The 23,446-nt window shown below is 72.1% G+C and carries 18 protein-coding genes and 1 pseudogene; 5 read left to right on the forward strand and 14 right to left on the reverse strand.

What is annotated here, in order from left to right; all coding sequences use genetic code 11:
* Positions 1 to 71: 71 nt before the first annotated feature.
* Positions 72 to 1,274 (reverse strand): MFS transporter, encoded by a 1,203-nt coding sequence (locus tag H7827_RS00090; RefSeq protein WP_432741538.1) that lies wholly within the window; start codon positions 1,272 to 1,274, stop codon positions 72 to 74.
* Positions 1,275 to 1,352: 78 nt separating this feature from the next.
* On the opposite strand from H7827_RS00090, the gene H7827_RS00095 reads away from it, so the two are divergent.
* Positions 1,353 to 1,937, forward strand: a complete 585-nt coding sequence (locus H7827_RS00095; protein WP_432741540.1) for a TetR/AcrR family transcriptional regulator — start codon at positions 1,353 to 1,355, stop codon at positions 1,935 to 1,937.
* A 193-nt stretch (positions 1,938 to 2,130) separates the two neighbouring features.
* Here the strand turns inward: H7827_RS00095 and H7827_RS00100 are convergent, their stop codons facing one another.
* From H7827_RS00100 to H7827_RS00150, 11 genes are all read right to left on the reverse strand, one after another.
* On the reverse strand, positions 2,131 to 2,547 hold the full coding sequence (locus H7827_RS00100; RefSeq protein ID WP_386532911.1) for a hypothetical protein: 417 nt from the start codon (positions 2,545 to 2,547) through the stop codon (positions 2,131 to 2,133).
* 267 nt (positions 2,548 to 2,814) lie between these two features.
* Positions 2,815 to 3,885, reverse strand: a complete 1,071-nt coding sequence (gene hypE / locus H7827_RS00105) for a hydrogenase expression/formation protein HypE (protein WP_432741542.1) — start codon at positions 3,883 to 3,885, stop codon at positions 2,815 to 2,817.
* Positions 3,882 to 4,997: a hydrogenase formation protein HypD gene (hypD, locus tag H7827_RS00110; protein WP_386532917.1), complete on the reverse strand. Its 1,116-nt coding sequence runs from the start codon at positions 4,995 to 4,997 to the stop codon at positions 3,882 to 3,884. The genes hypE and hypD overlap by 4 nt, the downstream gene beginning before the upstream one ends.
* 21 nt (positions 4,998 to 5,018) lie before the next feature.
* Complete coding sequence (locus H7827_RS00115) at positions 5,019 to 6,389, reverse strand: Ni/Fe hydrogenase subunit alpha (protein WP_432741544.1); 1,371 nt, start codon at positions 6,387 to 6,389, stop codon at positions 5,019 to 5,021.
* Positions 6,386 to 7,207, reverse strand: coding sequence for an oxidoreductase (locus H7827_RS00120; RefSeq protein WP_432741546.1), 822 nt, complete (start codon positions 7,205 to 7,207; stop codon positions 6,386 to 6,388). The genes H7827_RS00115 and H7827_RS00120 overlap by 4 nt, the downstream gene beginning before the upstream one ends.
* Positions 7,207 to 8,019 carry an FAD/NAD(P)-binding protein gene (locus tag H7827_RS00125; RefSeq protein ID WP_432741548.1) on the reverse strand — a complete coding sequence of 271 codons (813 nt, stop codon included), beginning with the start codon at positions 8,017 to 8,019 and terminating at the stop codon, positions 7,207 to 7,209. Before H7827_RS00125 ends, H7827_RS00120 begins: the two co-directional genes overlap by 1 nt.
* Complete coding sequence (locus H7827_RS00130; protein ID WP_386532928.1) at positions 8,016 to 8,471, reverse strand: cyclic nucleotide-binding domain-containing protein; 456 nt, start codon at positions 8,469 to 8,471, stop codon at positions 8,016 to 8,018. Before H7827_RS00130 ends, H7827_RS00125 begins: the two co-directional genes overlap by 4 nt.
* Positions 8,468 to 9,586 carry a 4Fe-4S dicluster domain-containing protein gene (locus H7827_RS00135; RefSeq protein ID WP_432747909.1) on the reverse strand — a complete coding sequence of 373 codons (1,119 nt, stop codon included), beginning with the start codon at positions 9,584 to 9,586 and terminating at the stop codon, positions 8,468 to 8,470. Before H7827_RS00135 ends, H7827_RS00130 begins: the two co-directional genes overlap by 4 nt.
* 41 nt (positions 9,587 to 9,627) lie before the next feature.
* A complete protein-coding gene (locus H7827_RS00140; protein WP_432741551.1) occupies positions 9,628 to 9,918 on the reverse strand; it encodes a HypC/HybG/HupF family hydrogenase formation chaperone in 291 nt (96 codons plus the stop codon).
* Between the two features lie 3 nt (positions 9,919 to 9,921).
* Positions 9,922 to 12,300: a carbamoyltransferase HypF gene (hypF, locus tag H7827_RS00145; RefSeq protein WP_432741553.1), complete on the reverse strand. Its 2,379-nt coding sequence runs from the start codon at positions 12,298 to 12,300 to the stop codon at positions 9,922 to 9,924.
* A complete protein-coding gene (locus H7827_RS00150) occupies positions 12,284 to 12,847 on the reverse strand; it encodes a hydrogenase maturation protease (protein WP_432741555.1) in 564 nt (187 codons plus the stop codon). Before H7827_RS00150 ends, hypF begins: the two co-directional genes overlap by 17 nt.
* Positions 12,848 to 13,071: 224 nt before the next feature.
* On the opposite strand from H7827_RS00150, the gene H7827_RS00155 reads away from it, so the two are divergent.
* Complete coding sequence (locus H7827_RS00155; protein ID WP_432741557.1) at positions 13,072 to 15,771, forward strand: GNAT family N-acetyltransferase; 2,700 nt, start codon at positions 13,072 to 13,074, stop codon at positions 15,769 to 15,771.
* Positions 15,772 to 15,939: 168 nt separating this feature from the next.
* Positions 15,940 to 18,321, forward strand: a complete 2,382-nt coding sequence (ppsA, locus tag H7827_RS00160; protein WP_432741559.1) for a phosphoenolpyruvate synthase — start codon at positions 15,940 to 15,942, stop codon at positions 18,319 to 18,321.
* A 7-nt stretch (positions 18,322 to 18,328) separates the two neighbouring features.
* Here ppsA and H7827_RS00165 read toward each other — a convergent pair whose 3' ends face one another.
* Together H7827_RS00165 and H7827_RS00170 are read right to left on the reverse strand one after the other, a co-directional pair.
* On the reverse strand, positions 18,329 to 18,988 hold the full coding sequence (locus H7827_RS00165) for a helix-turn-helix domain-containing protein (RefSeq protein ID WP_432741560.1): 660 nt from the start codon (positions 18,986 to 18,988) through the stop codon (positions 18,329 to 18,331).
* Between the two features lie 425 nt (positions 18,989 to 19,413).
* A pseudogene (locus H7827_RS00170) lies at positions 19,414 to 19,593 on the reverse strand (DUF1918 domain-containing protein); the annotation flags it as partial.
* Positions 19,594 to 19,931: 338 nt separating this feature from the next.
* On the opposite strand from H7827_RS00170, the gene H7827_RS00175 reads away from it, so the two are divergent.
* Both H7827_RS00175 and H7827_RS00180 read left to right on the forward strand, forming a co-directional pair.
* On the forward strand, positions 19,932 to 20,774 hold the full coding sequence (locus H7827_RS00175; protein ID WP_432741562.1) for a universal stress protein: 843 nt from the start codon (positions 19,932 to 19,934) through the stop codon (positions 20,772 to 20,774).
* 394 nt (positions 20,775 to 21,168) lie between these two features.
* A complete protein-coding gene (locus H7827_RS00180; RefSeq protein WP_432747910.1) occupies positions 21,169 to 23,421 on the forward strand; it encodes a heavy metal translocating P-type ATPase in 2,253 nt (750 codons plus the stop codon).
* Positions 23,422 to 23,446: the final 25 nt, after the last annotated feature.

The following is a 23,446-nucleotide window of genomic DNA, read 5'->3' on the forward strand; positions in this document are numbered from 1 at the left end:
CTTCGTCGAGCCGTATGCCGATTCTCCCCGAGCACCGCGGGAGGCCGGCACGCCCGCCCAGGGTGGGGTCTTCACACGCCCGTAGGCTCCTTGGGACGCGGTTCCGCCGTGGAGCGGGCGGCGGGTGTGGCGAAGGCGGCGGCCACGACCAGGACGAGGACGAGGATGAGGGCGTTGCGCAGTCCGTAGTGCTCGCCGAGGAAGCCGAGTGCGGGTGGTCCGACGAGGAACGCGACGTAGCCGACGGTGGCGGCGAGTGCGACGCGGGCGGCGGAGTCCTCGCCGGAGTCGCCCGCCGCGGAGAGTGCGACGGGGAAGCCGAGTGAGGCGCCCAGTCCCCACAGGATCGCGGCGGACGCGGCTACCGCTTGGTGGTCGACGAAGATCACCAGGGCCAGGCCGATCGCTCCGACGAGGGCGCTGGCGCACAGGACGGCCGCCCGTCCGTAACGGTCGACGAACCGGCCGCCGATGAAGCGTCCGGCGGTCATCGCCGCCGCGAAGGCGGCGTAGACGGCGGATCCGAGGGCGGCGTCGAGGCCGTGGCCGTCGACCATGACCAGCGGCAGCCAGTCGTTCGCCGTCCCCTCTGCCATGGCGAGCGCGAGGATGACGCAGCCGATGAGCAGCAGCCTCGTGTCCTTCCACACCTGAGGGCGTCGTGTCCGGGTGGTCGTGCCGCCGTCGTCGGCCCGGCGCCCCACGTTGGAGGGGACGTTGCGGATCACGAGGGCGAGCACGGCGACGACCAGGGCGGCGACGATCGTCAGGTGCGCGAGGACGGGGAAGGAGAGGGCGGTCAGGAGCATGCCGGCCAGCGCCCCGACGACGGTGCCGAGGCTGAAGAACCCGTGCATCGCCGGCATGGTGGAGCGCCCCAGGAGGCGTTCGACCTCCGCGCCCTCGACGTTCAGGGCGACTTCGCCGCCGCCCATGCCGAAGCCGAAGAGGGCGAGGCCCAGGGCCACGACGGGGCCGGCGCCGGCCGCCGCACCGATGCCTATGACGGCCGCGCCCGCCGCCACCGCGACCGTCCCGACCACGATCACGGGGCGGGCGCCCCAGCGGGCCACGAGCGGCCCCGAGCACAGAATGCCGATCATGGAGCCGACGGAGAGCCCGAAGAGGATCAGTCCCATCTGCGCGGTCGAGGCGCCGACCAGGTCGCGTACGTCGGGGGTGCGCGTCACCCAGGAGGCGATGGTGAGGCCGGGCAGGAAGAAGAGGGCGAACACAGCGGTACGGCGCACTGCGAGGTCGACGGTCACGGTCATGGCTCCAGAGGATGCTCGAGCATAAGTCTGTACAAGCGTACACACTTTTGGGATGTCGCCGCGTGGCACATTGGGGGCGTGAGCGGCACACGACGCGAGGTTCCGAACGATCCCGGGCGCAGGGAACGCATCCTGGACGCCGCCCTCGATGTGATCGCCGAGAGCGGGGTGCACCGGACGACACACCGCAGGATCGCGACGCGGGCCGGAGTCCCGCTCGGCTCACTGACGTACTACTTCGACGGCATCGACGACCTGCTCGCCCAGGCGTTCGCCCGGCTCTCCGACACCATGTCCCGGTTCTACCGGCGGACCGTGCAGAGTGCCCGGACACTCGCCGAGGCCGAGGCCGCCGTCGTCGAGCTCATCTGCGGTCCGGGCTACGCCACGAAACGCGACATGACCCTCATCTTCGAGATGTACGCCTACGCGAACCACAACGCCGCGGTGGCCGCCACGACCCGTGCCTGGGCCAACCGCAGTCGGGAGAGTCTGGCCCTGCACTTCACGCCGGGGGCGTCACGCGCACTCGACGCGCTGATCGAGGGCTGGCCCATGCACCGTGCCTTCGACGACGCCCCGCTCGACCGGGAACTCGTCGCCGCCACCGTGCACGCGATCGTCGCCGCCGCTCAGGGCGAGTCCGGCGAGCCGCGCTCCTGAGCCGGGACCGTCCGCCCATCGGGGGCGGGCGAGCACGGGAAGTCGTCGGGCACGACCGGGAAACAAGGCGCCACTACGGCTGAACGACGCGTACGAGAGCGACGAGGATGGCGACTTCCGACGGTGCCGCTGAGCACCTGGGCCCTTCACCGGGATCGCCGGGGACGAGGCCGGCACGCGGAGATCTCGGTCCCTAGGTTCGGGCGATCTCCTGCCGGAGCTGCTGCGTGAAACGGCGCAGGAGATCCAGCGTCTCCCTGTGCTCGGCGCGGGCCTCGGCAGCGCCCTCGCTGGGCCGCGAACGCCAGACCCGGCGCGCAAGAGCGTCGGCGAGAGCAACGGTGTCCTCGGAGCACAGCAGGTAGAGGGCCGACCGGGCTTCCTGCATGCGCCCCACCAGCTCGTTGGCCCCAACTCCCCCATCGCCCAGCTGCGTGTGCCGGAGATAGTCGATGAGCTGGGACACCGCGGTGGTGAACCCGACTCCGGCCTTCAGCTTCTGATCGCGCATCCACAGGCGGTCCTGGCGGCGTGCGCTGAACCATGCCCCGAACACCACACCCACAAGAGCGAAAACGGCGCCGATGGCCACGGATACGATGTTCTCCACCTCAGCCTCCCCACAGGTACGGCACCACGGTACGAGGACCGTCCGGGGCCACCGACTCGTTGTTCGCGGCTCACACCGAAGATGCACGGCGAACGAATCGGCCCGGGCGGGGGAACACGGTGGGCCGGCGCTTCCCCAACCGGCGGAGTCGGCCAACGGCGGGTGGCAGGTGGTCCGGTGACGTGGGTGCCCGCGGCCGGGCGGAGCCGGGTGGGCCGCCCCCGGTCAGCGCTCTCCCACCGGCCGGCAGACGGCCGGGTGGGGCGTTCAGCAGATACGGGGCAGTTGTTCGCCCAGAGGCATGTCGACGATGCGTTCGCCGCCGATGGCCGTGCGGATCACCACTCGGCCGGGACGTGTCCCGTTCACCTGGCCGACGCTCACGGCACCTACACCCTCGGGGCGGGATCGCATGAGCCGGAGTGCCTCCTGCGCCCGCTCCTGGGGAACGAAGGCGACGAGGCAGCCCTCGTTGGCGACGTGCAGGGGGTCCAGGCCGAGGATCCCGCAGGCTGCCGCGACCTGGCCGGGGATGGGAAGGGCCGTTTCGTCGAGGGTGATCTGGACGCCCGAGTCGAGGGCGATCTCGTTGAGAGCGGCTGCCAGGCCGCCCCGGGTGGGGTCGCGAAGGGTGTGGACGGCTTCGCCCAGCGGCGCCAGGGCGCGGACCAGTCGGTGCAAGGGGCGGGAGTCGGAGACGATGTCCGCGGTGAAGCCGAGTTGCTCGCGGGTGCTCAGGACGGCTGTTCCGTGGGCACCGATGGGGCCGCTGAGCAGTACGGTGTCGCCGTCGCGGGCACCGGCGGCCGAGGGCCGCAGCCCGGGGATGCGGCGGCCGAGTCCGGTGGTGGTGATGAACACCTTGTCGGCGTGGCCCCGTTGGACGACCTTGGTGTCCCCGGCGAGTACCGGGAGCCCGGCCGCCCGGGCGGCGGTTCCCAGTGAGGTCAGCACGGCCCGCAGCTCGTCCAGTTCCATGCCTTCCTCGATCACCACGGCGACGGTGAGGGCGATCGGCTCGGCTCCGCGCATGGCCAGATCGTTCACGGTGCCGTGTACGGCGAGGGACCCGATGTCGCCCCCGGGAAAGAAGAGCGGGCTGACGACGAAACCGTCGGTGGTGATGACCAGGCCGTCCTCCCCGGGGATGTCGGCGGCGTCCTCCAGGGGGCCGCGCAGTTCCTCGCCCGCGAGGGCGGGCAGCACGACGGAGTCCAGGAGTTCGGCGGTGAGGCGTCCGCCGGCCCCGTGCCCCAGGAGCACCTGGTCCAGGTCCGGCCGGGGCACGGGGCATTGCGGGGCCCGCGTGTTCAAGGGTGCGGCAGTCTGCTCGTTCATGCCGGGCTCCCGGGGTTCGTGGCCAGGGCCTGGCGGCCGGCGGCGTGGAATGCGGCGCAGGTTCCCTCGGCGGACACCATGGGGGCGCCCAGTGGGGTGCGGGGGGTGCAGCTGCTTCCGTAGGCGGGGCAGTGCGTGGGCAGTCTGGATCCGGTGAGGACGGCGCCCGCGATGCAGTCGGGGTGTTCGATGGTGCGCAGCGTGCCCACCTCGTGGCGCAGGGCCGCGTCGTAGCGCGCGAAGGCGCCGGCAAGCCGCAGCCCGCTGTTGGGGAGTGGGCCCAGACCTCGCCAGACCTGGTCGGTGATCTCGAACACGCGCCGTACAGCGTTCTGGGCGTCGGTGTTCCCGGTGCGGCGTACCGCGCGGGCGTACTGGTTCTCCACCTCGGCGCGGCCCTGCTCCAGTTGCCGCACCGCCATCAGGATCCCTTCCAGCAGGTCCAGCGGTTCGAAGCCGGTGATGACGATGGGCACCTTGTACCGCGCGGCGATCGGCTCGTACGCGGTCCAGCCCATGACCGCGCAGACATGGCCGGCGGCGAGGAACGCCTGGACTTCGCAGTCGGGCGATTCGAGCAGCGTGGTCATGGCGGGTGGGACCAGGACGTGGCTGACGAGCATGCTGAAGTTGTCCAGGCCCAGGCGTTCGGCGTGCAGGACGGCCATGGCGTTCGCGGGTGCGGTCGTCTCGAATCCGACCGCCAGGAAGACGACCTCGCGCTCCGGTTCCCGGCGGGCGATCTCCACGGCGTCCATCGGTGAGTAGACGACGCGCACGTCGGCGCCGCGTGCCCGCTGGGTGAGGAGGTCCCCCTGGGTGCCGGGTACCCGCAGTATGTCGCCGAAGCTGGTGAGGACGGTGCCGGGGCGGGCGGCGATGGCCAGGGCCCGGTCGAGGACTTCCAGCGGTGTCACGCAGACCGGACATCCCGGCCCGTGGATCATCCGCATGCCGGCCGGCAGCAGTTCGTCGATGCCCTGCCGGACCAGGGTGTGGGTCTGGCCGCCGCACACCTCCATGAGCCGCCAGGGCCGGGTGGCGACGGCGGCCGTCTCCTCCAGCAGGGCACGGGCCAGCAGCGGGTCGCGGTACTCGTCGAGATGGCGCATGGCGGGTCCCTCCAGCGGTACTCAGTGGCGTTCGACGGTGAGATCGAGGAAATGTGCGGAGCAGGAGATGCACGGATCGTGGTTGCGGATGGCGCGTTCGCACAGCAGGCGCAGTTGTTCGTCGTCCGGATCCGGATGTCGGTCGAGGAAGGACTGCGCGACGCGCCGCAGGTGCTCTTCGATGGCGCTCTGGTTCTGCGCGGTGGGCGGGATCAGGGCGGCGTCCGTGATCGTGCCCTCCGTATCCAGGACGTACCGGTGGTAGAGAAGACCGCGCGGTGCCTCGGTGGCGCCGTATCCGGTGCCGGCGCGAGGCGGCACCGGCAGCGACGGTACGGCGGGCGCCGAGTAGTCGCTGACCAGGCGCAGTGCCTCGTCCAGCGCGTGGACGACTTCGACGGCGCGGACGAGGATGCTGCGGAAGGGGTTGCGGCACACCGTCCCGTGCCGGGGGTCGCCCAGGCCGGCGGCGTGGGCGGCTTCCCGGGCGACGGTGGAGAGCCAGCGTCCGCTGATGGCGTAGCGGGCGAGGGGGCCGGTCAGATGCCGTTTTCCGTCCAGCGAGGAGTACAGGGCGGTGGAACCGGGCACCTGGTGCTCCACCACATGCCGTTCGAAGTCGCGTACCGGGAAGGCTCTGGTGGGCAGGGCGCGGGTGCTCTCCGGTGACAGCCCGGCGCTGGAGGGGGCGGCCATGGCGGTGGGGGTTCCGGAGTCCATGGCGTAGGTGCCCGGTTGTGCGAGGGCGAGGAACTCCTCATCGGCTCCCGCGTCGGGAAAGTCGAAACCGGCGACCCACTCGACGGTGTGCCAGGCGTCTTCGCGGGCCCGGCGCAGTCGTTCGGCCAGTGGCGCCAGTTCCGTACGGGTCGGAACGCGGTGAAAGCCTCCCAGCCTGACGTTGACCGGGTGGATGGCTCTGCCCCCCAGTAGTTCCACGATGGCGTTTCCGGCCTGCTTGATGCGCAGACCGCGCTCGACGTGCGGGCGGTGGTGACGGGCCATCTCGATCGCGCCGCTGTGGCCGAGGAAGTCCGGGGCGTGCAGGAGATGGATGTGCAGGGTCTGGCTCTCGATCCATTCGCCGCAGTACAGCAAGCGGCGCAGCGCGGCGAGTTGCCCGGTGACGGCGACCCCGCAGACGTCCTCGATGGCCTGGCAGGAGCTCATCTGGTAGGCGACGGGGCAGATTCCGCAGACCCGCGCGGTGATGTCGGGTGGTTCCGTGTGGGCGCGGCCGCGCAGGAATGCCTCGAAGAATCGCGGAGGTTCGTAGATGCGCAGCCGGGCTTCGGTGATCCGTGCGCCATCGACGCGCAGCCGCAGTTCGCCCTCGCCCTCCACCCGGGAGAGCGCCCCGACGTGGAGGACCCTGGATCCGCGGTGTGTCATGACTCCTCCGGCCGGTCGGGGGCTTCCGGCTGTGCGGGCGGGCCCGGCGGCGTGCCGGAGGCATCGGCGAACTCCGGTGCGGTGGCGTTGAAGGTGCGCAGGACGCGTGTCACATCGGTGTCGGACATCCCGTCGCGGTGCAGCAGCGGGATGAACGCGGGCATGTTCACCGAGGCGGAAGGGCCGAAGCAGCCGTAGCAGCCCCGGCCGTAGGCGGGGCACAGGGCGCCGCACCCGGCATGGGTGACGGGCCCCAGGCAGGGCGTGCCGTTGGCGACGGGCAGGCAGACGACGCCGCGCCGTTTGCAGGCGAAGCACACGCTGTGGTCGGGGATGTGGGGGCGGCGCCCGCTGAGGAAGGCGGTGATGACCTCGATCAACTGGCCGCGGTCGATGGGGCAGCCGCGCAGTTCGAAGTCGACGGGGACGTTGCGGGAGATGGCCGTGGAGTGGGCGAGGGTGTCGATGTACGCGGGTTGTGCGTAGACGATGGAGAGGTACTCCTCCACATCGGCGAAGTCGCGCAGCGCCTGGATGCCGCCGGCGGTGGCGCAGGCGCCGATGGTGACCAGGTGACGGGAGACGCTTCTGATGTGCTGGATCCGCTCGGCGTCCTGGGGGGTGGTCACGGATCCTTCGACGAGGGACAGATCGTACGGTCCGGGGCCGGCGGCGCTGGTTGCCTCCAGGAAGTAGCGGATGTCCAGTTGTCCGGCCAGTGGCAGAAGTTCGTCCTCGCAGTCCAGCAGTGTCAGCTGACAGCCGTCGCAGGAGGCGAATTTCCACACGGCCATGGTGGGTCGCCGCTCGCCGCTCATCACAGTTCCCTGACGGCGAGCAGCGGTGCGGCGCGGTCCCAGCCGATGACCGGCCCGTCCCGGCACAGCAGCAGGGGGCCGAGCTGGCACTGCCCGCAGTGGCCGGTGCCGCAGCGCATGGTGCGTTCCAGGGACAGCCGCACCCGCGGGGCCGGAATGCCGCGCCGGACCAGTTCGCGGGCGGTGGCGCGCATCATGACCTCGGGGCCGCACAGGAAGGCCGTGGTGCGCCCCGGACGGCGGGGGGTGCGATCGAGCAGATCGGTGACCACGCCGACCTCCCCCGTCCAGTCCGGCGCGGGGCGGTCGACGGTGACCGCCACCCGCGCCGTACGGCCCCACTCCCGGTTCTGCTCCCGGTACAGCAGGTCGGCGGGGGTGCGGGCACCGATCAGTACACTCACGCTGCCGTGCTGCGGCGCGTCGGCCAGTACGCGCTGGATCAGCGGGCGCAGTGGTGCCAGGCCCAGCCCGCCGGCCACGACCAGAACATCGTGGCCGCGCGCCGCCGGCAGGTCCCAGCCGGTGCCGAAGGGGCCGCGCACCGCGACCTGTTGGCCGGCCCGCAGGGCGTGCAGGGCCCGGGTGACCGCGCCGACGGCGCGCACGGTGTGGATCAGGCCGCGCCCGGTGACGGTGGTGCCGCTGACGGACAGCGGCACCTCCCCGCGCGGAAAGCCGTAGACCATGGCGAACTGGCCCGGTGAGAAGGGGGGCAGCGGCTCGGCCACGGGTTCCAGGGTGAGGCTGACGGTGTCCGCCGTCTCCTCCTCACGTTTGGTGACCGTGTAGGGAAGGGGGAGCCGGCTCACAGCGTTCCTCCCTGGTGCGGGCCGTACAGGTCGAGCAGGCGGATCCGGGTGGCCTTCAGCCGTTGTCCGACGACGCCGCCCACGGCACGGGCGAGGTCGTAGCCGAAGGGCGGGTCCGTCTCACACCGGGTCAGGACGGCGGCGGCGTCACAGCGCCGTGCGGTCACCGGGCTGAGGGTTCTGGCGCCCAGGTGCCACTCGTAGGGCGGGAACAGCCATGACCAGCCCAGCAGGTCCCCGGGGGCCAGCGTCTCGATGACGGGTGCGACGCGGCCCGGTACGTGCACGTCCAACGCGACCGCTCCCTCCTCGATGATCCAGAAGGCGTCGGCGGGTTCGCCCTCGTCGAAGATGCGGGTCCCGGGCGGGTAGCGCACCTCCCGGGTGAGGGAGAGCAGTTCGGTGCGGTGCCCGGCGTCCAGTCCGGCCAGGAATCCCGTGGGCGCCGTCATCGTTCACCGGCCTGACCACCGCGTTCCTCTTCCGCTCCGGCCTCGGCGTGCAGCGCGTGTGCCTCTTCGGTGATGTCGATGCCGACGGGGCACCACACGATGCACCGGCCGCAGCCGACGCATCCGGAACTGCCGAACTGGTCGTGCCAGGTCCCCAGTTTGTGGGTGAGCCACTGCCGGTAGCGACTGCGCCCGGACGAACGGACCGGGCCGCCGTGCACGTAGCTGAAATCGAGGTCGTAGCAGACGTCCCACACGCGCCACCGCTCGGCGTGATCGCCTGTCAGGTCGGTGACGTCCTCGGTTGTGGTGCAGTAGCAGGTGGGGCAGACCATGGTGCAGTTTCCGCAGGTCAGGCAGCGCGCGGCGACGTCGTTCCAGCGTTCGGCGTCCATGGAGCCGCGCAGCAGGTTCCGCAGATCCGTCTGCGGCATGGTGCGGCCCATCCGGTCGGCCGCCCCGGTGACCGCGTCGCCCGCCGCCGTCACGGTCGCCCCGTCCGCGGGCCGGCCGGAGAGCTCCGCGAGCACTTCGGTCCCCGCCTCGCTGCCGGCGCGCGCCCAGAATCGGTGCCCGCGCTCGTCGTGCACCTCGGTGAGCACCAGGTCGCAGTCACCCGACAGGCCGGGTCCCGTTCCCATCGACACGCAGAAGCAGGTGGCGCCCGGTTCCACGCACTCCACCACGATCAGAAACGTCCCGGTGCGGCGCCCCCGGTAGAGGGGGTCGGCGTACCGGCCGCCCATCAGAACCCGGTCCTGGGTGGAGATGGCGCGCAGATCGCAGGGTCGTACCCCGAGGAAGGCGTAGGAAGGCGGCCGGTCCGGCTCCTCGGTGACGGTCACGGTGCCGTCCGGCGCCCGGTCGGCACTCCACTGGCGTGCGCGCTCGGGGTGCAGAAACGTCTTCCAGGACTGCGGGCCCGCGCTGTGGGCGAAGGCCATCCGGTCCGCTCTGCGGCGCAGCCGGTAGCGTCCGGCCTCCAGTTCCACGCCCCATCCGTAGGGCAGTTCCGCCGCCGAGGTCAGCTCGGCCAGGACGATGGCGTCGTCCCGGACGGTGGGCCCCACGACGGTACGTCCGCGCCGGATGAGGGCACGCACCAGTTCCTGCATGCCGTCGGCGCCGAGTACGACGCCCTCGCTGGTGCCGCCGGTCACGGCCGTCCTCCGCCCTGTCCGGCGGGCGGCTGCGGCAGTGGTTCCCCGAGTTCGCCCTCGATGGCCCCGCTCATGGCGCGCAGGACATCCAGGGTTCGCCGGGCCTCCTCTTCGTCCACGGTGCTGATGGCGAACCCGACGTGCACGATCACATAGTCGCCGGGGGCGGCGGCCGGTGTGTAGGCCAGGCAGGCGTCACGGCGCACACCGCCGAAGTCGACCGTGGCCATCCGCAGTCCGTGCTCCTCCCGCAGCTCGATCACTCGTCCCGGAATGCCGAGGCACATGCCCTACTCCTGTTCCTCGGTGGCCAGTCGGGCAGCGGCCACCGCTGCCTGTCCGAAGCTGATGCCCCCGTCGTTCGCCGGCAGTTCACCGCACGTCAGCACGCGTACTCCGCCCTCGGTGAGCAGGTCGGAGACGGCCTCGAGCAGCCGCCGGTTCTGGAAACAGCCGCCCGACAGACACACCACGTCCGGCGCGCCGTCCTCGATCGCGCGCCACACCAGGGCGGCGGTCGCCTCGGCCACCGCTGTGTGGAAACCGGCCGCCAGCACCGGTACCGGAGTGCCCGCGTGGCTCTCCCGCAGCAGGGCGGTGAGCGTCGGCAGCGGGTCGTATACGGCGATGCCGTCCGTGCCCCGGGACAGTCGCCACGGCAGCGCCGTCGTGCGCAGCGCCCCGGCGGCCGTCTCCAGCGCGACGGCCGCCTGGGCCTCGTAGCTGATGGTGTCCGCCAGCCCGAGCAGCGCCGCGGCGGCGTCGAAGAGCCTGCCAGCGCTGGACGCGACCGGGCAATTGACGCCACGCGCCAGCAACTGGCGCACCGACTCGGCCTCTTCGGGGCGGCCTCGGTCGGCGAGCGTACGCAGCAGGGCGGCTTCCGGTGCCGGTGATCCCAGTTCCTCGGCGGCCAGCAGATAGCCCAGGGCCATCCGGAACGGGAAACGCACCGCTGCCTCCCCGCCGGGCAGCGGCGCCCGGCCGAACCGGCCCACCCGGCGGTACCGGCACAGGTCGGCGACCAGGATCTCGCCGCCCCACAGGGTGCCGTCGTCGCCCAGGCCCAGACCGTCCAGGGCTACCCCGGTGAAGGGCCCGGTCAGTTGGTGCTCGGCGGCACAAGCGGCGACGTGGGCGTGGTGGTGCTGCACCGGGACGCGGCGTCCGGCCGGCCGGCGAGCCGTGGCCCAGTGGGTGGAGGTGTACCCGGGGTGGAGGTCGTGCGCCACGACCTCGGGGGTGATCGCGGACAACCGCGACAGCTCTCGCAATCCCTCCTCGAAGGCATCGGCGGTCCGCGGGTCGCGGAGATCCCCCACATGCGCTCCCGTCACCGCGAGGTCCCCGGAAACCAGGGTGAAGGTGTTCTTCAGCTGCGCCCCCACCGCCACCAACGGGCGGGGCGAAGCGATCGGGAGTCGCCGGGGGGCGGGCGCGTACCCGCGCGCCCGCCGCACCGTGTGCCGCCGGCCACCCAAGACGAAGACCACGGAGTCGTCGGAGCGGGCGTGGATGTCCCGGTCGTGGGAGAGGATCCCGTCCGCCACCGTGCCGAGCAGGCGGACGGCCTCGGCGTCATCCGTCACGATGGGCTCATCGCTGAGGTTGCCGCTGGTACACACCAGCGGCCGGCCCGCGTCGTGGGCGAGCAGGTGGTGCAGCGGGCCGGCCGGAAGCATCAGCCCCAGCAGACGGGTGCCGGGATGTACGCCGGGGGCGAGCCCGGAGACCGGGCCGCGGGCCGGCAGCAGCACGATGGGGCGGGCGGGTGAGGACAGTTCGGCCCGCTCCCGGGGTCCGGGTGAGGCCAGCCGCTGTGCCATGGCGAGATCCCGCACCAGCACGGCGAACGGCTTGTCCGGGCGCCGTTTGCGTTCCCGTAGCCTGGCCACGGCGCCGGTCTGCGACGCGTCGCACAGCAACTGGTAGCCGCCGACTCCCTTGACCGCGATGACGGCGCCCGCGGTCAGGGCGTCCACCGCGGCGGCCAGTGCGCCTTCGCCGGAGGCGGTGATGCGGCCCGTACCGGGCCGCCAGGACAACCGCGGTCCGCACGCCGGGCAGGCCAGTGGCTCGGCGTGGAAACGCCGGTCGGCCGGATTCGCGTACTCCGCGGCGCATTCCGGGCACAGGGTGAACGGACGCATGGTGGTGCGTTCGCGGTCGTAGGGCAGGTCGGTGATGACGGTGGCGCGCGGTCCGCAGGCGGTGCAGTTGATGAACGGGTACCGGTGGCGCCGGTCCCCGGGGTCGGACAGTTCGGTGAGACATTCCCGGCAGGGCGCGGCATCGACCGGCACCTCGCGCCGCGACCCGGCCGCACCGCGGCCGATGCTGGTCAGCACGGTGAATCCCGGTCCGGCCGGCGGGTCACCGGGGATCAGCGGTCCGACGGTCACGTCGCCGACCGCGGCCAGCGGTGGTGCGTCGCCTCGGCAGCGGGCGACCAGTTCGGCCAGGGACGCCCGCCGTCCGCTGACCCCCATGACGACCCGGCCGTCCACGTTGCGCACCCAGCCGGCCAGCCCCAGGGCGATCGCCGTCCGGTACACGAAAGGCCGGAACCCCACGCCCTGTACGGTGCCCGACACCTCGATCCGCCAGCTCTGCGCGCGTTCGCGGGCCCCGTCACCGGCCGCGCGCGCCCTCTCACCCGCTCCGGCCATCACTCACGCCCGCCGTACGGCTGCCCTCGCGGGCCGTGTCCAGGGACGGGGCCGCGCCGATCTCCCGCTCGACGCGCTCGGCCAGCGGGGTCACGGCGTCGCGGACCGGTGTCGACAGGCCGGTTCCCAAGGAGGTGTCCTCGCCTTCCACCGCGAAGACCACCAGCCGTGCGGGAAGTGAATCCAGTGCCCGCGACAGTTCCACGGCCTCGCCCAGTCCCATGCCGTGCGTGGAGGCGGACGCCGCGGGGACGGGGGTCCCTTTCCGCAGTTCGAGCCGGTGCACCCGGCCAGGCCGTCCCGGGTGGGCGTGCGCGGCGTCCACCACGACGCACAGTTCCGCGCCCCGCCACATGTCGATCAGTCGGGCCGGGTCTCCGTCCGAGACGGTGAACTCGACCTCGGAGCCGGGCCCGTCCGGCCGGTGCCGGGCACGTTCCCGCAGCAGGGCGACCACGGCCCAGCCCACCCCGTCGTCACGACGGAACTCGTTTCCGACACCCACGACGACCGTGCGGGCCCGAGCGTTCATGATCATCCATTCCATGAGCGCCATGTTCTTTCCGGTTGCCAGTGTTCTGCCGCGCGGCCGCCGCGAGCGTGGCTGACGCGCCCGGCGCACTCCATTCGGCCCCACCGCCTCAGCCGAACGACACTCCCCCGCCGCGACCGGGCGCGCGCCCGCCCGGCCCACATCATCAAGCGGCGTGCCCGGGCAGGGCCCATTCTGAGAGGGTCCCTTTCCGCCTTCCTCCGGGACGGTGATCACCTATGTCGCACGCCAGGGCCGGCGAGCTGACGCATGCGCTGTTGACGGACGGCACCACGGTATGGCTGCGCCCTCCCCGGCCCGGGGATCGGGAGGCGATCGCCGTGATGTACGCGGGGATGTCACCGGAGAATCTGCGACGCCGGTTCTTCGCGCCCGGACGCCGTTCGGGTGAGCAGGCGGCCGATCGGATGGCGGCGCCGCCGCGGCCCGGCTATCACGGTGTCGTGGTGGGATTCGGTGTCGACATCGTCGGGGCCGCCGATTACGAGCGCGTCGCCCCGGATGACACGACAGCCGAGATCGGGCTCGCCGTGGCCGACGGCTGGCATCACCGCGGCATCGGCACGCTGATGATCGAGCACCTTGTCGCCTCGGCACAACAGGACGGCATCGACCGGCTGACCGCCGAGGCGCTGGCCGACAACCATCCCGTCCTCCGGGTCTTCGCCGACCTCGGTCTGCCGGTGTCCCGGCACTTCGACGGCACCCAGGTGCGCTGCACCGTGCGGCTCGGCGAACCTGACGAGCGCTATCTGAGCGCCGTGGACGAACGGGCCAGGGCCGCCACGCTCGTCAGTCTCGTGCCGCTGCTGCGCCCCGAGTGCGTCGCCGTCGTCGGCGCGGGCCGCCGCGCCTCATCGGTGGGGCGGGCCGTCCTGCACAACGTGCTGAACGCCCACTTCACGGGGCTGGTCTACGCAGTCAACCCGCATGCCCGCTTTCTGGAGCACGTTCCCGCCGCCCCCACCGTCGCGGAACTTCCCCGGACACCGGACCTCGCCGTACTCGCCGTTCCCGCGGCGGCGGTGCCCGAGGCGGCCGAGGCGTGCGGACGGTCCGGGGTGCGAGCCCTGCTCGTGATCACCTCGGGCCTCACCGCCGCCCAGGGCCGTTCCCTGCTGGAGACCTGCCGCACGCACGGCATGCGGCTGGTGGGCCCCAACTGTCTGGGGGTCGCCAATACCGAGGAGGACGTCCGGCTGCACGCCACCTTCGCCGCTCACACCGTTCTTGCGGGCACCGCGGGCGTGGCCGTACAGTCCGGCGGCGTCGGCATCGCCCTGCTGGATGGCCTGTCACGGCTGGGCATCGGCGTGTCCACCTTCGCCTCCCTCGGCGACAAGTACGACGTGAGCAGCAACGATCTGCTGGAGTGGTGGGAGGAGGACGGCCGCACCGAACTCGCCCTGCTCCACCTGGAGTCCTTCGGCAACCCCCGGGCGTTCTCCCGGACCGCCCGCCGGGTCACCCGCCGCATCCCCGTCCTCACGGTGGACGCCGGACGTTCGGACGCCGGCCGGCGCGCCGCCGCGTCGCACACCGCCGCGGCGGCCACCTCCACCGTCACCAGGAAGGCGCTGTTCGCCCAGGCCGGGGTCATCGCCACCCGGAGCATCGCCGAGCTCCTGGAGACCGCCGCGCTGCTGCACAGCCAGCCCGCCCCCGAGGGGCCCTCGGTCGCCGTGCTCTCCAACGCCGCCGGGGCCGGTGTGCTCGCTGCGGACGCCTGTGCCGAGGCCGGGCTGACCGTGGCCGCTTTCCCACCCGACCTGATCGCGGCGCTGCGCGAGATCCTCCCGGCCGATGCCGTCCTCACCAACCCCGTCGATCTGACCCCCGGCATCACCGAGGAGGCTCTCTTGCGGGCCCTGGGCGCCGTCGCCGGCCACGACAGCGTCGACTCCGTCCTGGTCAGCCTCGTACCCACCGCCATCGAACGGGCCACGGGCGAGGACCTCTTCGCGGCCGTCGCCCGCGCGGAGCGGGGCAGCCCGCCGCGGCCGGTGGTCTCCGTGCTCCTCGATCAGGCCGAGCACGTCACACTGCGTCCCGCCGGGCACGGCGCGACCGTTCCCGCGTACGCCGATCCCATTCCCGCTGCCCGCGCGCTGGCCCACGCTGTCGCCCATCACCGGTGGCGCACCCGGCCGGCCGGCGTCGTACCCGGGTTGTCAGGTATCGACGCCGAGGACGCCGCACGGGTCATCGATTCCTACCTGGCGGCTCATCCGGAGGGAGGCTCGCTCGATCCGCCCCGATGTGCCCGCCTGCTGGACGCGTACGGCATCAGGCGGATCCCCTGGGCCTGGGCGACGGATGTGGGGGCGGCGGCACGTGCGGCACAGCAGTTCGCCGGCGAAGGCGGACGGGTGGCGCTCAAGGCGTACGGGCCCGGGCTGCCGCGCGCGGGCGACCACGCACCGGTGCTGCTCGACCTGGATCCGGAGCACGGGGTGCGCTCCGCCCACCGGCAGCTGTCCGAACGGCTCGGTGACCGGATGGAGGGTGTCGTGGTGCAGCCCATGGTGCCCCGCGCCCCGGAACTGTTCGCCGGGGTGACGCAGGATCCGGTCTTCGGCCCCGTGGTGCTGTTCGGGCGGGGCGGCTCCCCGAGCGGGGACCCCGCCGGCCACGCGGCGCGTCTGGCCCCGCTCACGGACAGCGACATCCATGATCTGCTCACCGAACCGGGCGTCGTCCCCCTGCTCGCCGTGCGCCCACGGTCGGCCCGCGCGGACCCGGTGATGCTGGAGGATCTCCTGCTGCGGCTGTCCGCCCTGGTCACCGACCTGCCCCAGATCACGGGCATCGATCTCGACCCGCTGATCGTGCGGCCCCAGGGGCCCCTCGTTCTCGACGCCCGTATCCAGGTGGGCCCCGCCCGCCCCCGCGACCCGTTCCCACGGAGCCTGCCCTGAAGGCGGCGGAGCGCGCCGGTCACGCTTCCGTCGCCGGGCCGCTTCGACCACCGGGTTTACCCACCCGTCCCGGGGCTACCCGCTTCGGCGTGTGATCCGATCCCCGACACGCGGAAGGGGCGAGCAGTCATGGCCGATCTCCCCGGTGCAGGAGCCGCAGGTGACCGAGTGCGGTGGTTCGGCGACATCTCGGTGCACGACATTCCCGTCGTCGGTGGAAAGAACGCCTCGCTCGGGGAGCTGATCACGCACCTCGCCCCCCACGGCATCAAGGTGCCCGACGGATTCGCCACCACGGCGGACGCCTACCGGGAGTTCCTCGGCACCGACGGCCTGCGCGAGCGGGTGGCCGGGCAACTCGACCTGCTGCGCGGCGGGGCCGAGCTCGCCGATGTCGGGGCGGCCATCCGCGACATGATCCTCGCCACTCCCCTGCCGCCCGCCCTCGACAGGGCCCTGCGAGACGCCTACCACACGCTGTGCCACCGCCTGCGGCGCGAGAACGCGGACGTGGCGGTCCGCAGCAGCGCCACGGCCGAGGACCTCCCCGAGGCCAGCTTCGCCGGCCAGCAGGAGACCTTCCTCGGCATCACCGGGGCGGACGGCGTGACGGACGCCTGCCGGCGCTGCTACGCCTCTCTGTTCACCGACCGTGCGATCAGCTACCGGGAACACCACGGCTTCGACCACCTGAAGGTGGCCCTCTCCGTGGGAGTGCAGCAGATGGTGCGCTCGGACCGGGCCTGCGCCGGAGTGATGTTCACCCTGGACACCGACAGCGGCTTCCCGCGCGTGGTGCTGGTGAACGCCGCGTACGGCCTGGGCGAGTCCGTGGTGTCCGGTGCCGTGGACCCGGACGAATACCAAGTGTTCAAGCCCTTCCTCGACAAGAGCGACCTCACTCCCGTGCTCTCCAGGAAGGCCGGCGGGAAACAAACCAAGATCGTCTACAGTGATGCGGCACAACCACCCACCCGGACCGTGGAGACCACCGAAGCCGAGCGCCGGGGGTGGGTCCTGAGCGACCAGGAGATCCTCCTCCTGGCCCGCTGGGCGACCGCTGTCGAGGATCACTACGGCCGGCCCATGGACATCGAGTGGGCCAAGGACGGGGACACCGGGGAACTCCACATCGTGCAGGCGCGCCCGGAGACGGTCCAGGCCCGCAAAGGGGCTGCCACCTTGCGTTCCTACCGGCTCACCGAGCCCGGGGAGGCTCTGCTGAGCGGCCTGGCCATCGGCGACGCCATCGCGGCCGGCCCGACCCGGACGCTGCACGACATCTCCGAGGCCGAGCGGTTCGAGGACGGGGCCGTGCTGGTGGCCGACACCACCGACCCCGACTGGGAACCGGTCATGCAGCGCGCCGCCGCCATCGTCACCAATCACGGGGGCCGCACGTCACACGCCGCCATCGTGAGCCGGGAGCTGGGCGTACCCGCGGTCGTGGGCACCGGAGACGCCACGGCGACCCTGGGGGACGGTCTGCCCGTCACCGTCTCCTGCGCCGAGGGCGAGACGGGCCATGTCTATGACGGGCTGCTGGAGTACGAGGAACGGGACATCGATCTCACGCGCGTGCCGGAGACCAGGACCCGGGTGATGCTCAACATCGCCAACCCGGCCGCGGCCTACCGCTGGTGGCGTCTGCCGGCGGACGGCGTCGGGCTCGCCCGCATCGAATTCCTGGTCGCCAACCACATCGGCGTCCACCCCATGGCCCTGGTCCATTACGACGATCTCACCGACCCCGTCACCCAGCACCAGATCGACACGCTGACCGCCGGGTACGAGGACAAGACCGCCTACTTCGTGGACCGCCTCGCCCAGGGCATCGGACGCATCGCCGCCGCCTGGTGGCCGCGCCCCGTCATCGTGCGCACGAGCGACTTCAAGACCAACGAGTACGCACGCCTCGTCGGCGGCCTCGCCTTCGAGCCCACCGAGGGGAACCCCATGCTCGGCTGGCGCGGGGCCAGCCGCTACTACCACGAGGGGTACCGCACCGGATTCGGCCTCGAATGCCGCGCCCTTCGCCGGGTGCGTGACGAGATGGGCCTGACCAACACGGTCGTCATGATCCCGTTCTGCCGCACCCTCGCCGAGGCCGACCTCGTGCTGCGGACGATGGCCGGCCACGACCTCATCCGGGGCCGCAACGGACTGGAGGTCTACATGATGGCCGAGATCCCGTCCAACATCATCCTCGCCAGGTCCTTCGCGGAACGGTTCGACGGGTTCTCCATCGGCAGCAACGACCTGACCCAGCTCACCCTGGGCGTGGACCGCGACTCCACCGAACTGGCGGAACTCTTCGACGAGCGCGACCCCGCCGTCATCCACAGCATCGAGGAACTGATCGCCGCCGCGCACGCCGAACGCCGTCACGTCGGACTGTGCGGACAGCGTCCCAGCGACGATCCGGGATTCGCCGGTCTGCTGGTGCGTGCCGGTATCGACTCCGTGTCCGTCACTCCGGACAGCTTCCTGCGGGTGAAGGACAACATCGCCGCGGCGGAGGCATCGGAGAACACCCCTTCACAGAACTGATAGGGCGTCACCGGACCTGGATACGGCGGCCGGTGATCCTCTCCGGCTCGATCCGGACCCACACCTCGCGCTCCCCGCCGGCCCAGGGAGCGGAGCCCGCCTCCTCCTCCAGGTCCCGGCTGCCCTCCGCGGTCGCTCCGGCCTGGATGGCGTGCCCCACCAGCAGGACGCTCCACCCCTCACTCATCGCCTCATCGATCCGGTCCACCTCGAAAGCCACCTCTTGGCCCACGGCCTGGCCAGGGGTGCTGCCATGCGCGGTGCGGTACACCACCGACCCGTCCACGGCGGTGTAGTTGACGGGAACCACGGCCGGTCCGTGCTCCGTGTAGAGCGCCACGCGCCCCACCCCGTGCCCTGACAGCCGCTCGCGGCACTCCTGCTCGCTCAGTTCCACCAGCTCCGGATGGTGTCCGGCCTGGCCCAGGCCCGGAGGCAGGTCGGCCGTCCCACCCAGCAGTTCCGCCACCGACGTCCGCAACGCTCCGGCCAGCCGCAACAGGGATGCCGTACCGGGTATCACATCGGGGCTGTCCTCCACATGGGCCAGATATTCCTCCGCGAAGCCGGCCCGCTCGGCCACCTCGGCGCGGCTCAGACCCAGCTCCGCTCTGCGAACCGCGGCCCGTCGTCCCAGATCCCCGCTGCTTCCTGGTCCCGCTGCCATGGCTGTCTCCTTCGTCGCAAGGTCATACAACGGTTCGCGCTCCCAGCCGGGCAGCCGCGTCACGCATCACATACAGAGACCGGGAGCACGCCCCTGGGCGGGGGCGATCGGTGCTCCCCGGAGGGGGCGGCGGTACAGAACCCGCCTGTCCGGGCCCACAGTCATGGCGCGCGTGAGCACGGTGGACAGCGCGGGTGCCGGAGCGGGCGAGGGCCGGCGGCCGGAACCGGGGGGAGGTGCTCCATGCTTCCAAGGTCACTCCGAAGGGCCGCTGTCACCAGCGCACCTCGGCCGTCGGAGTGACGGTGCTCGGGGCCCTCGGCCGAACCGTTCACCGCCGCCTCCCCCGCCTGCGGCGCACCGCAGGGTGAGAACCTCCGCGGCCCCCCGCCGGGGCCTGGCCGTCAGGTGCTGTGGTGCGGGGGATGACCGATGTGCGCGTCAGGGCCCGGGAAGACGAGTGCCACCCGCCCGCTGTCGGACCAGCGCACGTCATAGGGCGGTTCGCCGTCCGCGCGGTGCACGGCGATGATCTCTCCGTCACGTCGTGGCCCGTCAACGGTCTGGCTTTCCACGATCAGATGATCGCCGGGATGGGCCTTCATGATCAACAACTCCTCGCGGACGGGCTGGTGCCTCCCGTCCCGTTGTGACGCGATGACTCGCGCCCGACCCCCGCGCCCGCTTCGTGGCCTTACCGCTTCGACCTGTGACGACATGCCCGAGCGGGACCTCTCTCCTTCCACCATGTCGCCGCTTCGGCCCGGGTGCAAGGGCCTCACGATGTCGTTTCCGCTCTCACTCGCTGAGGTGATCTTCTCGCTCAGGGTGAGCGGACCGCGCGGCGAGAACCCGAGTGCCGCTGTCGTCTGGCCGACTGCCCACGCCGGTGGTGAGCTGGGCAGGAATCCCATCGGAGACGGCATGAACGGCGGTGATGACGATGGCCCAACCCATCGTGGTGGGAATCGACGGGTCGGAGTCCAGCCTGCAGGCGGCGGACTGGGCTGTGGACGCGGCGGCACGTCATGACCGGCAGTTGCGCATGGTGTACGCGTCGTTCTGGGAACAGTACGAGGTGATGTCGCCTTCGGTGGGCCTGCAGCGCCCCGAGGGGGGCATGATGGCCCGCAATGTGCTCGCCGCCGCTCAGCAGCGTGCCGCCAAGCGCCGGCCCGAGGTCAAGGTGAGTACAGAGGTGGTCACCCATCCGCCCGTCGCCGCGCTGCTCGCGGAGGCACGCGGCGCCTTCGTGGTGGTGGTGGGCTCCAGAGGCCGGGGCCAGCTGGCCGGAATGCTGCTGGGCACGGTCGGTTTGGGTGTCGCCGCCCGCGCGACCTGCCCGGTCGTCGTCGTACGAGGCAGCGCCCCCGCCCGCGAGGGCTACTACCAGCAGGTGGTGGCCGCGGTGAAGGACGAGGGGCATCCGGCCGCCGTGGAGTTCGCCTTCCAGGAGGCCGGTGCCCGGCGCTGCGCGGTGCGCGCGGTCCACGCGTGGCTGGCGCCGGCCGAAGGGGGGACGGGCCAGGAGGACGAGGAGACCGTCGCCTCCTTGCTGACCCGCTCACTGGCACGGGGAAGAGAGCTCCATCCCGAGGTCCGGGTCGAGGAGCGACCGCTGCGCGGCCCCGCACGTTCTGAACTGCTCACCGCGGCGGAGAGCGCGGATCTTCTCGTCCTCGGTGCTCATGAGCGCCGCACCCCCGTGGGGCTGCAACTCGGGCTGACCTCGCACGCCCTGCTCCAGCACGCCGCATGCCCCGTCGCGGTGATCCCGCCGAACTGACGCCGCCGCGCCGGGTGGCGGTGTGCCACTCCCTGTGAAAGGTGCGGAACCTCCCCCTTCCGGTGGGCGGCAGCTCACTCACGCCGCAGGTCGCCCGGTTCGGGTATCGGCCCGCGCCGCCGGACCGATCGCCGGAGCCGGTGACGACGGGACCAGTCGGCACTTCGCGGCTCCGGAAGGCGTCCGGGGTCTCCCCTCATACCTTCCTCCTCGGCCCGGGAGGGAGGAAGCCGAAGCCCGGTGCGTCCGGGAACGCCGACTGCCCCTCCTGGCGCGAGGAGTGCCCATGGTTCCTTCCCCGCCGCCGCCGGTGGGCAGCCCGGACAGTCCGTCCGCCAGCGGCCCCTCGGGGTCGAGGGCGCACAGACACCGGATCGAGCCGGCCCTGACCCTGATGACCGGCCTGTGCCTGGCAGCGGGAGCCCTCGCCTGGTGGGCCGGAGCCAGAACGGCCGCCGACGTGATCTGGGTCATCGGGACGGTGACCGGCCTGGTACCCGCTGTGGTGTGGGTGGCAAGGGCGCTGCGGCGCGGCCGGACCGGCGTCGACCTGATCGCGGTGCTGGCACTGGCCGGAACACTCGCAGTGGGCGAGTACCTGGCGGGCACGCTGATCGCGCTGATGCTGGCGACCGGCCGTTGGCTGGAGTCCGCGGCGGAGCGGCGCGCGACCCATGACCTGCGGGCCTTGCTGGAGCATGCCCCGCGCAGTGCTCGCAAACGAACGCCGACAGGTGTACTGACCGTCCCGCTCGCCCAGGTGGAGCCCGGAGACGTACTGGTCGTCGGTCCGGGCGATGTGGTGCCGGTGGACGGCCGGGTGCTGGACACGACGGCCGTACTGGACGAGTCGGTACTGACCGGTGAATCCCTGCTCCGGGAGCATCCGGCGGGTGAGCTGGTCCGCAGTGGCACCGTCAACGGGGGCGATGTCTTCGAGATGCGGGCGACGGCGACGGAGGCGGACAGCGCCTACGCCGAAATTGTCCGCCTCGCCCGGCAGGCGGGGGCCGGCGGAGCGCCGGTGGTCAGGCTCGCGGACCGGTACGCGGCCTGGTTCGTGCCGCTGTCCCTGGCAGTGTCCGGATCGGCCTGGTGGTTGAGCGGGGACCCGGTGCGGGCGGTGGCGGTGCTGGTGGTGGCCACGCCGTGCCCGCTGCTGCTGGCGGCTCCGGTGGCGATCGTCTCGGGCCTGGCACGGGCCGCCCGGTTGGGAGTGGTGGTACGGGACGGCGGAGCCCTGGAGCGTCTGGGCCACGCGCGCACGGTCGTGCTGGACAAGACCGGCACACTGACCGCCGGCCGGCCCCGGGTCACGGAGGTGGCCCTGGCGCAGGGGTGGAGCGCGGCACGCGTCCTGCGGGCCGCCGCATCGGTGGACCAGTACTCCTCGCACGTCCTGGCGCGGGCGCTGGTCGACGAAGCGCACCTGAGGTCGCTGGAGTTGAGGCCGGCCAGTGACGTCGGGGAGGAGCCGGGAAGGGGCGTGCGGGGAGTGGTCGACGGGGCCGTCGTCACGGTGGGACGGCGAGAGACCGACGACGCGCTGCCGGGGTGGGCGCGTTCCGCCGAGAACCGGGCCGTCCTGGACGGGGCCGCCGTGGTGTGGGTCGGTGTGGACGGGACTCCGGTGGGCGCGGTGCTGCTGCGGGACCCCTTGCGCTTCGACGCCCCCCGGACCGTGCGCCGGTTGCGAGCGGCCGGCATCGACCGGACGCTGATGCTCACCGGCGACCGGCCGGAGCCGGCCCGTGAGGTCGGGATGATGCTCGGGCTCGACGCGGTCCGAGCCGGGCAGAGTCCGGCGCACAAGGTGGAGGCCGTTCAGCGGGAGTGCGCGCACGCGGTGACGGTGATGGTGGGAGACGGGGTGAACGACGCTCCGGCACTCGCCGCCGCGGACATCGGGGTGGCGATGGGTGCCACCGGGTCCGGCGCTTCCTCCGAGGCGGCCGATGTCGTCCTGACCACGGATCGCGTGGATCGGCTGGCCGATGCCGTGACCATCGCGATCCGCTCGCGCCGCATCGCGGTGCAAAGTGCTCTGGGTGGCATGGTCCTGTCCCTCGCCGCCATGGTTCTCGCGGCGGTGGGATTGATCCCACCGGCCGCCGGGGCGCTGTTGCAGGAAGGCATCGACATGGCGGTGATCGCCAACGCCCTGCGTGCGCTGCGCGGAACCGAACCGCGGATCGAGCCGGGAACCCGTGAACTGCTGCGCCGGTTCGCAACCGAGCACACGGAGTTGCGGGAGGTGGTCGACGCCACGCGGGAGGCCGCGGAGGCACTCTCCGACCGGGACGGCTCGCACGCGCTGCCCGCGGTCCGGCGCGTCGACCAGCTGCTGACGGAGCGGCTGCTCCCCCATGAGCAGGCGGAGGAGCGGGAACTGTATCCCGCGCTCGCCGCCTGGCTGGGCGGCACCGAGGCGACAGCGACCATGAGCCGAGCTCACACGGAGATCGAGCGGCTGGCCAACCGTATTCACACCCATCTCGAGCTGGCCGGCCGGGGCGTCCCCGGGCAGGCCGCGGAGCTTCGGCCCGAACAGATCAGTGATCTGCGGGATTGCCTGTACGGCCTGCACGCCGTGCTGCGGCTGCACTTCGCACAGGAGGAGGAGAACTACTTCTCACTCGGCCGTTGACCGCGGCAATGGTGTGCCGGGACGG

Source organism: Streptomyces sp. JH002, assembly GCF_050916115.1.
Taxonomy (GTDB): Bacteria; Actinomycetota; Actinomycetes; order Streptomycetales; family Streptomycetaceae; genus Streptomyces; species Streptomyces xiamenensis.